Source organism: Specibacter sp. NPDC078692 (assembly GCF_040686835.1).
Taxonomy (GTDB): Bacteria; Actinomycetota; Actinomycetes; order Actinomycetales; family Micrococcaceae; genus Specibacter.
The window spans coordinates 87,689-100,315 of the sequence record NZ_JBFBLV010000014.1; the positions used below are offsets into that span (position 1 = coordinate 87,689).

At 61.7% G+C, this 12,627-nt stretch carries 7 protein-coding genes; all 7 read left to right on the forward strand.

The features are described 5' to 3' along the window. Positions 1-18: 18 nt before the first annotated feature. The 7 genes from AB0O97_RS11515 to AB0O97_RS11545 all read left to right on the forward strand — a co-directional run bounded on the left by AB0O97_RS11515 (position 19) and on the right by AB0O97_RS11545 (position 12,398). Positions 19-1,989 (forward strand): APC family permease, encoded by a 1,971-nt coding sequence (locus AB0O97_RS11515; protein WP_363882629.1) that lies wholly within the window; start codon positions 19-21, stop codon positions 1,987-1,989. 5 nt (positions 1,990-1,994) lie between these two features. Then, positions 1,995-3,440 (forward strand): TRAM domain-containing protein, encoded by a 1,446-nt coding sequence (locus AB0O97_RS11520; protein ID WP_363882632.1) that lies wholly within the window; start codon positions 1,995-1,997, stop codon positions 3,438-3,440. Positions 3,441-3,470: 30 nt separating this feature from the next. Continuing rightward, positions 3,471-6,029 carry an HAD-IC family P-type ATPase gene (locus AB0O97_RS11525; protein ID WP_363882635.1) on the forward strand — a complete coding sequence of 853 codons (2,559 nt, stop codon included), beginning with the start codon at positions 3,471-3,473 and terminating at the stop codon, positions 6,027-6,029. A 68-nt stretch (positions 6,030-6,097) separates the two neighbouring features. Next, entirely contained in the window at positions 6,098-8,926 is a 2,829-nt protein-coding gene (locus AB0O97_RS11530) for an aconitate hydratase (protein WP_363882638.1), read from the forward strand. 210 nt (positions 8,927-9,136) lie between these two features. Further along, entirely contained in the window at positions 9,137-11,128 is a 1,992-nt protein-coding gene (dxs, locus tag AB0O97_RS11535; RefSeq protein WP_363882641.1) for a 1-deoxy-D-xylulose-5-phosphate synthase, read from the forward strand. Next, a complete protein-coding gene (locus tag AB0O97_RS11540; protein WP_363882643.1) occupies positions 11,125-11,715 on the forward strand; it encodes a DUF402 domain-containing protein in 591 nt (196 codons plus the stop codon). The genes dxs and AB0O97_RS11540 overlap by 4 nt, the downstream gene beginning before the upstream one ends. Then, positions 11,712-12,398, forward strand: coding sequence for a hypothetical protein (locus tag AB0O97_RS11545; RefSeq protein ID WP_363882645.1), 687 nt, complete (start codon positions 11,712-11,714; stop codon positions 12,396-12,398). Before AB0O97_RS11540 ends, AB0O97_RS11545 begins: the two co-directional genes overlap by 4 nt. The last annotated feature ends 229 nt before the right edge of the window (positions 12,399-12,627 follow it).

A 12,627-nucleotide genomic window follows, 5' to 3' on the forward strand; every position in this document is an offset into this window, starting at 1 on the left:
GGTGCTAGCGTTACCCGCGTGCTGAATTTCTTCAACGCGTTCAAGCGGGTCCTTGTGGGGCGTCCGTTCCGCAACGACAAGCTGTCGCATACGCTGCTGCCTAAGCGCATTGCGCTGCCCGTTTTTGCCTCCGACGCGCTGTCTTCTGTGGCGTATGCGCCCGATGAAATTCTGTTGACCCTGGCCCTGGCCGGTGTGGCGGCGGTTTCACTCTCGCCCTGGGTGGGACTAGCTGTCATGGTGGTGCTTTTGACGGTGGTTGCTTCGTACCGTCAAAACGTGCACGCGTACCCCTCCGGTGGCGGTGATTATGAGATTGCCACGGTTAACTTGGGCAAACGCGCAGGCCTCACAGTGGCCTCGGCACTCATGGTGGACTACGTCCTGACGGTGGCGGTGTCCATGTCCTCGGCCGCACACTACCTGGCCACAGCAATACCCGGTTGGCACGACGCCCAAGCCATGATCGCCGTCGTCGGTGTCATTATTCTTGCCCTCGTGAACCTGCGTGGCGTGCGGGAAGCGGGCACGGTATTTGCCGTCCCCACCTACATTTTCATGTTCTGCATTTTCGCTATGACCGCCGCCGGGATCTTCCAGGCAGCCACGGGAACGCTGGGCCGGGCGCCGTCGGCCGATTTTGAGATTGTGCCCGAGGCCGCCTTCAACCAGGGTCTAGTGGGACTCGCCGGTGCCTTCTTGTTGCTGCGCGCCTTCTCCTCGGGTGCCGCCGCACTGACAGGTGTGGAAGCCATCAGCAACGGGGTGCCCAGCTTCCGCAAGCCCAAGAGTAAAAATGCGGCCACCACCTTATTGCTGCTGGGCGCGATTGCCGCGGGCATGATGGCCAGCATTTTGTTCCTGGCCAACGCCATTGGCGTGCACATTGTGGCTGACCCGCACACGGAATTCCTGGTCAATGGCGTGGCCCCGCCCGTTGGTTACGTGCAGAATCCGTCCATCAGCCAGATCGCTTCCACCATTTTTGGTGCCGGTTCCATTCCGTTCTTCATCATTGTGGCGGCCACGGGCACCATCTTGGTGTTCGCCTCCAACACCGCCTTCAACGGTTTCCCGGTGCTGGCCTCTATCCTGGCCAAGGACGGCTACCTGCCGCGCCAGCTGCGTACCCGTGGCGACAGGCTCGCTTTCAGCAACGGCGTGCTGTTGCTGGCGGTGGGCGCCATCGTGCTGATTGTGGCTTTCAACGCAGATGTCACCCGGCTCATCCAGCTCTACATTGTGGGCGTATTCATCTCCTTCACAGCCAGCCAGCTGGGCATGGTGCGGCATTGGGGCCGTGAGCTGCTCAAGGTCAGAGACAAGTCCATCCGGTTCCGCATGAAGCGTTCCCGGGTCATCAACACGATCGGCTTCTGCATGACGCTGACGGTGCTGCTGATTGTCCTGGTGACGAAATTTGAACAGGGCGCCTGGATTGCGCTCTTGGCGATGGCCGTACTGTTCGTGATCATGTGGAGCATCCGTTCGCACTACGACAACGTGGCCAAGGAGCTCGCCGTAGAGACGGATTCGGCGATCAAGGCGCTGCCGGCGCGGATTCATGCGGTGATCTTGGTCTCGCACGTGCGCAAACCTGTCATGCGTGCCATCGCTTTTGCCCGCGCATCAAGGCCCTCAACGCTGGAAGCCATCACCGTAGATCTGGATCCTGCCGAGACCGAACAGACCATCGCGGATTGGGAGCGGCTGTCCATCCCGGTACCGTTGACTGTGTTGGCGAGTCCCTATCGGGAAACGTTGACGCCGCTGATCAACCACATCAAGACCATGCGCAAGGATTCACCGCGTGATTTGATCGTGGTGTACATCCCGGAATACGTGGTGGGCAAATGGTGGGAGCAGCTGGTTCACAACCAGACGGCCCTGCGGATTAAGACGCGGTTGCATTTTGAACCAGGAGTAGTGGTTGCCAGCGTGCCGTGGCAGCTGAAGTCCTCCACCGACGCCAAGAAATATCAGGAATAGAGCTTATGAGCGAGCCCACCAGTACCACCCGCCTCACCGTCACAGTAGGTCCCGTGGCCCACGGCGGCCATTGCGTTGCCCGGCATGAGGGCCGCGTCATTTTTGTGCGCCACGCCATCCCCGGCGAGACCGTGGAGATTTCCCTGACCGAGCACGACGACGACGCCAAGTTTTGGCGCGCCGATGTTACTCGCGTCGTGGAAGCCTCGCCCGAACGCGTGGAGCACTTTTGGCCCGAAGCGGACGCGTTGCGCGCCGGAGCCCGCCACGGTGCGCCGATCGGCGGCGCCGAGTTCGGTCACATTTCCCGTCAGGGTCAGCTGGAGCTGAAGACCGCAGTGGTGCGTGAACAGCTCGAACGTTTGGGAGGCCTTTCCAGCGACTCCGTGGACGCCTTGTTCAGCGTTGGCGTTGAGGATGTTGATTCCAAGGGCACCGCTGATCAGCAGGCAGGCCTGGGCTGGCGCACACGCGTTGGTTTCGCCGTCACCCCGTCCGGCAAATTGGGCATGCACGCCCACCGCTCGCACACCATTCTTCCCATCACGGAAATGCCGCTGGCGCTTCCAGCCATCAATGAGCTGCGCCTGTGGGAACTGGACTTTACTGGCATTGACCGCGTTGAGGTGGCCGCCCCCGCCAACGGCTCCGGCGTTCTGGTGCTGCTGGCACCGGTTCACGGACTCAGCGATAAGGCGGCCGGCAGCGCCGTCAAGCGCATTGCACGCTCCTTGGCGGCACTGCCGACACCTCCCTCGGTAGCCCGCTGGAACCCGGAAAACAGCGCCATTGAAGTGGTCAGTGGCCGCGGCTGGGTCAAGGAAACAACCGACGATCACGAGTTCCGTGTCACCGGTGACGGCTTCTGGCAGATTCACCGCAATGCCCCCAAGGTCTTGACGGATGCAGCCCTGGGTTACTTGCTGCAGGGCGGTTACCTCAACGACGGCGCCGACGTGGCTGACCTCTACGCAGGCGCTGGCTTGTTCACCGCCCCGCTGGCTGACGCCGTGGGCACCGACGGCAGCGTCCTCTCGGTGGAAGGATCCCCGGGCACCAGCCGCGATGCACGCAAGAACCTGCACGCCAGTGAACAGGTGGAGATCCTTCAGGGCCGGGTGGAGAAGATCCTCGGTACCCAACCGCGGGCATCGCACACCGAGGCCGGACAGCGGCGCCGTTTTGACGCCGTCGTGCTTGATCCGCCGCGCGCAGGCGCCGGTAAGGCTGTTGTCCGGGCCTTGGTAGCCACCGCGCCCAAGGCGATCGCCTATGTTTCTTGCGATCCGGCCGCGTTCGCTCGAGATGTGAAGTACTTCGCCAACGCCGGTTGGCAGATTGAGAAGCTGCGCGCCTTCGATCTGTACCCGCACACGCACCATGTGGAAACGGTGGCCCTTTTAGTGCCCGCAGTTGCAAGCGCAACAGCAACGGCACCCCGCCAGAACTAGGAACAGACTAGGAACGGACTAGGAACGGTCTTGAACCAAACGGCACATAAGGTACGGCCGCCTCGGCGCGATCTCACTCGCAATAAGCCCAAGGACACCCTTCTAGCGGAGCGGCGGGAGGCGCATCGCCGGGCGGCCATGGCTGCGGCACGTGGTGCTCTGGCGCCGGTGGACGCCACACGGCTGGCCGCACGTGGACTCACGGCCGCACAGGTGCAAGAACGCCGTGCTGCGGAACTGACGAATGTGGTGGCTCACGAGAGCAGCCGCAGTATTTGGGCCATTGTGCGGGCCAACGTTTTCACCTTGTTCAACACGGTGCTGGGCAGTTGCCTAGTGCTGGTGTTGGTGGTGGGTGACCCACGCGATGCGCTGTTTGGGTTCATTGTGGTGGCCAATGCGGCCATTGGCGTGGTGCAGGAATACCGGGCCAAACGCACCCTGGACAAGCTCGCGGTGCTGCATGCTCCGCGGGCCCGGGTGTTGCGGGATGGGGCCGAGGCCGAGCTTGCCGTGGCCGAGGTGGTTCATGACGACGTGCTGTTATTGCGCACGGGGGATCAGGTGCCGGCCGACGCCACTATTTTGGCGTCCGAGGCACTGGAAATTGATGAGTCACTGCTGACGGGGGAGTCCGATCCCGTCACGAAGTCCTTGGGGGATGCGGCACTTTCGGGTTCTGCCGTGGTCGCTGGCTACGGCAGTGCGCGGGTTCATGCGGTGGGGGCGGAGTCGTACGCGTCCGCGCTGACCGCCGAGGCTCGGCGTTTCTCGCTGGTCAATTCCGAGATTCGCAACTCCATCAACCGCATCATCTTGTACATTGCCTGGGCGCTGATCCCCATCATTCTGTTGGTCATCAACGGGCAGATGAGCGCACATGGAGGCTGGCGGGCGGCCATTGCCACGGGGGACTGGCGCATCGCTGTGGTCAGTGCCGTGGCCAGCATTGTCGCCATGATCCCTGAAGGGCTGGTGCTCTTGACCAGCATCTCCTTCGGCATGGCCGCCGTGACCTTGGCCCGCAAACAAGTTCTGGTCCAAGAGCTGCCAGCCGTTGAAGGGCTGGCCCGGGTGGACATGGTCTGCTTGGACAAGACCGGAACCCTGACCGAAGGCCGCATGGAGTTGGCGGACACCACATTGTTTTCGCCCGTTCCGGGATGGGAATTGGTCCTTGCCTGGCAGGGCGCTCATCCCAATGCCAATGCCACGGCTGCTGCCCTGGTCAGCGCCTACACCTCGCCCCCGGATCAGCTGCCGTATTCCGAGGTGCACTTCAGTAGTGCCCGCAAATATAGCGCCGTCACTTTTGGGGCGGGACCTGCGGCCGGCGACTGGGTGCTGGGCGCCCCAGAAGTAGTTCTCGCCGAGGGAAGTCACCCCGAGGCGTTGGCGGCCTCCTACGAAGCGTCAGGGAAGGGCTTGCGAGCCGTGATCCTCGCCCACCGCGAGGTGACCGCGAAGGTGGGCGATCCGGCGTCGGACGCAGAATTTAGCTTGGCCGGCCTGAACCCGGTAGCCCTGCTGGTGTTCCGTGAGCGGGTCCGCCCGGATGCCGGCGCTACGTTGGAGTACTTCCGCCAGCAGGGAGTGGAACTGAAAATCATCTCCGGCGACAACCCTCGGACCGTGGCCGCCGTGGCCCGCGACGTCGGTTTCAGCTTCGACGGCGACGGATATGACGCGCGTGAACTGCCAGATGACCTCGAGGCCATGGCAGATGTGCTGGAGCGCGAGAACGTTCTTGGCCGGGTCACGCCGGAGCAGAAAAAGTCCATTGTGCAGGCCTTGCAGAGCCGTGACCACGTGGTGGCGATGACCGGCGACGGCGTCAATGACGCACTGGCGCTCAAGCACGCCGACATTGGTATTGCGATGGGCAGCGGTGCCGCAGCGACGAAGGCCGTGTCCCGGCTGGTGCTGCTCGATGGCCAGTTCAGCCACCTGCCGTCGGTGGTGGCCGAGGGGCGGCGCGTGATCGCCAATGTGGAGCGCGTGGCAAACTTGTTCCTCACCAAAACCACGTACGCCATCATCATTTCCGTGGTCATTGGCATCCTGATGTGGCGCTATCCGTTCCTGCCTCGACAACTCTCCATTGTGAGCTCCATGACCATTGGCATTCCAGCCTTTTTCCTAGCACTGCTGCCCAATGCGCGCCGCTACCAACCAGGATTCTTACGCAGAACACTGATGTTCGCGATCCCCTCTGGAACCATTGTGGCCGCCTGCATCATGGCCGTGTACTCCTATGCGTTGACCTTCCCGAACCCGTCTTTGAGCGGGGAACACTTGATTCGAGAGGCGCAGACGGCTGTCACCATGACGGTGTTGCTGGTGGCATTGTGGGTGCTGGGTGCCTTGGCTCGGCCCTTCGATAAGTGGCGGGCACTGTTGGTTACGGCCATGGTGGTGGGGCTCGTATTAGTCATGGCAGTGCCGTTCGCCCGCACCTTCTTTGCCCTTGATATCCCCAGTGGCGGGCTGTTAGCGGCTACGATTGCGGTAACAGCAGCAGGATGCGTCGCGATCGAACTGCTCTACCGCTTTCTTAAGAAGCGCGGAGCGGTTTCCGAACGTGAGTAAGGCGTGCCTAACTGGCATCCTGTCCCGTGCGTGACGAAGATAAAAGCAGTGGCGAGAGGAGTCCATCGATGACTAATGTGGACAGCTTCGGTTCCAAAGGCGTACTTAATGTAGCCGGGACCGAATACGAGATTTTCCGACTGAACTCGGTAGAAGGCGCCAAGAGCCTGCCGTTCAGCCTCAAGGTATTGCTGGAGAACCTTTTGCGCACCGAAGATGGTGCGAACATTACAGCCGACCACGTACGTGCGTTGGCAGGTTGGGATCCGAGTGCGGAGCCCGACACCGAAATCCAGTTCACCCCGGCCCGTGTCATCATGCAGGACTTCACAGGAGTCCCCTGCATCGTTGACCTGGCCACCATGCGTGAGGCTGTCAAGGACCTCGGCGGAGACCCCACCAGGGTCAACCCGTTGGCTCCGGCCGAAATGGTTATTGACCACTCGGTGCAGATTGACGTCTTCGGTAACTCAGATGCCGTTGAGCGCAACATGGAGATTGAGTACCAGCGCAACGGTGAGCGTTACCAGTTCCTGCGTTGGGGCCAGACCGCCTTTGAAGATTTCAAGGTAGTTCCCCCGGGCATGGGCATTGTCCACCAGGTTAACATCGAGTACTTGGCCCGCACCGTCATGACCCGCGAGGTCGACGGCGTTCTGCGCGCCTACCCGGACACCCTGGTTGGCACCGACTCACACACCACCATGGTCAACGGCCTGGGCGTGTTGGGTTGGGGCGTTGGCGGCATCGAAGCCGAAGCAGCCATGCTGGGACAGCCCGTCTCCATGTTGATCCCGCGCGTTGTGGGCTTCAAGCTGACCGGTGAAATCCCGGCCGGCGCAACCGCCACGGACGTGGTTTTGACCATCACCGAGCAGCTGCGTAAGCACGGCGTCGTTGGTAAGTTCGTGGAGTTCTACGGCGAAGGCGTTGCGGCTGTGCCGTTGGCTAACCGCGCCACCATCGGTAACATGAGCCCGGAGTTCGGCTCCACGGCTGCCATGTTCCCGATCGATGACGTCACCGTTGACTACCTGCGTTTGACTGGCCGTTCCGAAGAGCAGCTGGCACTGGTTGAGGCTTACGCCAAGGAGCAGGGCCTCTGGCACGATCCAACGGTCGAGATCCAGTTCTCCGAGTACCTCGAGCTGGACCTGTCCACGGTGGTTCCTTCCATCTCAGGCCCGAAGCGCCCGCAGGACCGCATTGAACTGACCAACTCCAAGGCACAGTTCCGCTCTGACTTGAACAACTATGTTGCCGCTGATGCAAACGCTGATGGCAACACGGTGGACGAGTCCCTGGAAGAATCCTTCCCGGCCTCCGACGCCCCGTCGTTCACTCACCCGGACACGCACCAGCACGATACCGAGCGCGTGCTCGTTTCTGCAGCAGCAGGTGCCAACGGCCGCCAGAGCGCTCCGATTCACGTCAAGAACGAATCAGGCGTTGAGTTCGAGCTCGATCACGGTGCAGTCTCGATTGCCTCGATCACCTCGTGCACCAACACCTCCAACCCTTCCGTGATGCTCGCTGCAGCCGTTTTGGCTCGCAACGCCGTCAACAAGGGTCTGTTGTCCAAGCCGTGGGTCAAGACCTCCGTGGCTCCGGGCTCCAAGGTTGTCACCGACTACTACGAGAAGTCAGGGCTGGTTCCGTTCCTGGAAAAGCTGGGCTTCTACACGGTTGGTTACGGCTGCGCTACCTGCATCGGTAACTCCGGCCCCTTGGACAGCGAAGTTTCAGCAGCCATTGCTGAAAACGACCTGTCCGTGACAGCAGTGCTCTCCGGTAACCGTAACTTCGAAGGCCGCATCAACCCGGACGTGAAGATGAACTACCTGGCCTCACCGCCGCTGGTCATCGCTTACGCCCTGGCTGGTTCCATGGACTTCGACTTCGACACCGATGCGCTGGGCCAGGATGCCGACGGCAACGACGTCTTCCTTGCAGACATTTGGCCGAACCCGGTTGAGGTCCAGGAAGTTATGGACGCCTCGATCGACCGCGAGATGTTCACCAACTCCTACGCCACCATCTTCGATGGCGACGATCGCTGGAAGGCTCTGGAAACTCCCGAAGGCAACGTCTTCGAGTGGGATCCCAAGTCCACCTACGTTCGTAAGCCCCCGTACTTCGATGGGATGAAGGCAGAAGCTGATCCGGTGGAGGACATTGCCGGTGCACGCGTCTTGCTCAAGCTCGGCGATTCGGTCACCACCGACCACATCAGCCCTGCCGGTTCCTTCAAGTCCGAAACCCCGGCAGGCCAGTACTTGCTGGCTAACGGTGTGGAGCGCAAGGACTTCAACTCCTACGGTTCACGCCGTGGAAACCACGAGGTCATGATTCGCGGAACGTTCGCGAACATCCGTATCCGCAACCAGATCCTGGACAACGTTGAAGGTGGCTTCACCCGCGACTTCACCCAGGCTGGCGGCCCGCAGGCATACGTCTACGATGCCTCCGTCAACTACCAGGCTGCCGGCACCCCGCTGGTCATCTTGGCAGGTAAGGAATACGGCTCCGGCTCATCCCGTGACTGGGCTGCCAAGGGCACCGCATTGCTGGGTGTGAAGGCAGTTGTCGCCGAGAGCTACGAGCGCATCCACCGCTCCAACCTCATCGGCATGGGCGTCTTGCCCCTGCAGTACCCGGCCGGCGCCAATGCCGAATCACTGGGTCTCACCGGCACCGAGACGTTCTCCGTCGAAGGCGTCACCGAGCTGAACAACGGCACCACGCCCAAGACGCTCAAGGTCACCGCTGTTGCAGAAGACGGCACCACCGTGAGCTTCGATGCCGTTCTGCGCATCGACACCCCCGGTGAAGCAGACTACTACCGTAACGGTGGCATCCTGCAGTACGTACTGCGCCAGATCTCCGCAGCGGCCTAACTGGTCCCTGCCACTTGCTCTGCAGGGCTCAGTCCAGTGGGGTTGATCACTGTATAGCTTGTTGCTGGTGAGAAATGCCGCCGTTTCCGCTTTACGCCATGGTTTGACCATAGCGAAAGCGGAAACGGCGGCATTTTTTGTTAGGCGTGGACTAGGTTATTGCCGTAGACACGATATTGTTAGACGTTGACCGTGCACCAGGAGGTACCCATGGGACTTTTAGAATCCATCACGCACCCGCGTGATCTGAGCCGGCTCAGTGAACGCCAAATGGAGGAGCTGGCCCAAGAAATCAGGGACTTCCTCATCGCAAATGTGTCCCAGACAGGTGGCCATCTGGGCCCCAACTTGGGTGTTGTTGAACTGACGCTGGCTATCCACAGAATCTTTGACTCTCCGCGGGACAGTATCGTTTTCGATACCGGGCACCAGTCCTATGTGCACAAATTGGTGACGGGTCGCCAGAATTTCTCCACTTTGCGCCAGCAGGGTGGCCTCTCCGGATATCCGGAACGTGCAGAATCCGAGCACGACATCGTGCAAAGCTCACACGCATCCTCATCTCTGTCTTGGGCCGACGGCATTGCCCGGGCTCATCAGCTCCGTGGCGAAAATGACCGCTACGTTGTGGCAGTCATTGGCGACGGCGCCCTGACCGGCGGCATGACCTGGGAAGCCATCAACAACATCGCCGCCGACAAAGACCGCAAAGTTGTCATTGTCGTGAACGACAACGGCCGGTCCTACGCCCCAACAGTGGGTGGCGTTGCAGACTATCTGGCCTCGCTGCGCCCTGCCATTGACCACGTGCGCACTCATAAGAAGTACGAAGCTTCCATGTACTGGGGCAAGAAGCGACTCCAAGACGGCAACGCTGCCGGACGCTTTGTCTACAAGAGTTTGCACGCCGCGAAGAAGGGCGTCAAAGACTGGTGGGCACCCCAGGGACTTTTTGACGACCTCGGCATGAAGTATGTTGGTCCGGTTGACGGCCACGACGAAAAGGCCATGGAGGCTGCCCTGCAGTTGGCCAAAAACTATGGCGGACCAGTCATTGTGCACGCGTTCACGGAAAAGGGCCGCGGCTACGCACCTGCCCGCGCCGACGAAGACGATCAGTTCCACGCTGTGGGAGTCATCAACCCCGAAACGGGTAGTGCTGTGGCAGCGGCCAGCGGCAAGTCGTGGACAAGTGTTTTTGGTGAGGAAATCACCAAGATCGCGCAGGAACGCGACGACATTGTGGCCATTACCGGCGCCATGTTGCTCCCCATGGGTCTGGCTGGGTTTGCCGCAAAGTACCCCGAACGCGTCATCGACGTCGGCATCGCCGAACAGCACGCAGTGACTATGGCGGCAGGTATGGCCTTCGGTGGCATGCATCCGGTCGTGGCCATTTACGCCACGTTCCTCAACCGTGCCTTCGATCAGCTGCTCATGGACGTTGCCCTGCACAAGGCCGGCGTCACCATCGTCCTGGACCGGGCCGGCGTGACCGGCCCGGATGGTCCCAGCCACCACGGCATGTGGGATTTGTCCATGTTGCAGATCGTCCCCGGCCTGCACTTGGCCGCCCCGCGCGATGCCGAACGTCTGCGCGAGGAACTCCGCGAAGCTGTCGCCATCGCTGATGCGCCTAGCGTTGTGCGCTACTCCAAGGGCCAGGTGGGCCCGGAGATTGTGGCTCTCGAGCGTTTGTACGACGGCGTTGACGTCCTGGCCCGCTCTGCGCACGACATGCCTGGTGCCGGTGCGGACCCGCAGACCGATGTGCTGATTGTCAGCGTCGGCGCCATGAGCGAACTCTCGCTGGATGTCGCCAACCGTATTGGTGCCCAAGGCATCAGCTCCACAGTGGTGGATCCACGCTGGGTCCTGCCCGTGCCGCGTTCAATTGTTCAGCTGGCCTCACAGCACCGCATCGTCATCGTCGTCGAAGACGGTGTGCGCGCCGGTGGTGTCGGCTCACGGATCCGTCAGGAACTGCGTGCTGCCGGCATCGATACGGCGCTGAACGAGGTTGGCCTCCCCGTGGAATTCCTCGCGCACGGTACGCGTGGCGAGGTGCTCGAACGTGTGGGGCTGACGGCACAGCGGGTGGCCCAGGACGTCGTCGAACAGGTCCTTGGCACCAAGGTTCCCTTCGCCCGGCCCCTACCCGGCCAGCCCGCCCCGCGCACAGGGCAGATGCCGATCCTGTGATAGCTGCGCAGGAGGCAGCGGTTGAGCAGCAGGGTGGGGTGGATCTGCCGCAGCCCGGCGATCTGGTGGTGGCCCGCAATCGCAAGTACGACGGCGGTGCCCACTGGGTTGTTCCCGGGCGTCACCTCGGCACGGATCAGCACGGTCATTGGGTCTTCCAGGGCACGCATGAGTTCATTTCGCGGCCCGGTGCGGCCCTGTACACCGAATCGGATGCCATCTTCTTGATCCCGCACACCGGCGATTGGGTGGCAACGTTCTTTGACGCAGCCCATCCACACGGGGTGGAGCTGTACATCGATCTGGCCCTGGACCTGCAGTGGCACCGCATCCGCCCGGACGTGGTGGAGTTCCACATGATTGACATGGATCTGGACGTTGTCCGCACCAAGGACCGCGGCTTGTTCGTTGACGACCGGGACGAGTTTGCCCAACACGCCGTGAAATTCTCTTACCCGCAGGAGATCTGCGACCGCATCGAGGCCGCCTGCCAGGCGCTCAGCGAAGCCGTGGCCGCCGGTCACGCCCCATTCGACGGCCGCGACGCGGCCTGGTTCACCCTTGGAAGGACGCTGCAAACAGCATGAGCGAGCACAACAGTACCGAACAGCACAGTTCAGAACAGCACACAGAAACCATCTTGGCGGGCCTGGACCCGAACATTGTGCGCATGTATAAGAAGGACGACGCCGGTCAACTGATTTTCCGTGAAGCGTGGGTTGACGCTGGGGGAGCCGGGGAGACGGATGGCGAGGGCGACGGCGAGAACGAGGGGGTGTTCTTCGTAGTCAACCACGGCACGGTGGGCCACATCAGCACCTCCAAGGATGCCCCGGTAGCCACCCTCGAAGAAGCCGAGGCCATGCTGGCAGCGTTCACAGCTCAGTGCCTCGAGGACGGCTTCGCTGTGCTTGAGCGCAGCCAGCAGTCGTTGGTCGTTGCCCAGTTCGCGTTGAAGAGCTCACGTGTCTCCGACCGCGACAAGCACCTGGCAAGCCGGGCCAAGGACAGCCTCACCGCGCACCTGGCCTGGCGCGGCAGCGGCATCCTGGAGAAGTACGAGTTCGGGCCGGCCCCGCACGGTCTCGGCAAGCTGAACATCTACATTGTGGCCCCCGATGCAGCCCGCGCCGTGGCCAACATCAAGGTCTGCATCCGGGACGAAAAGCTGGACTTCACCAAGCTGACCGTCGCCACCGGCCCCATCGATGATCCCTCAGCGCTCCGTGCCAAGCACAGCGCAACCGGCGGCACAGCCTTCAGCCTCTAGCCCCACCCCAGACGCCGCCCCACCCCAGACGCTAGGGCAGCAATGGCTGTTTTTTTAAGTTGGCTATCCATTTAGTGCACCTAGGGTGATGAGCTGTGGCCCGCCTCATCATGTGGGCACCTAAATAGTGGGGTAGCTCCACATCGGACGGCGCTTGCGGGAAAAGACGGCCGTCTAATGCCGTCTTTTCCCGCAAGCGCCATCCCTTTTGCGATGGTGGTGCCGATCC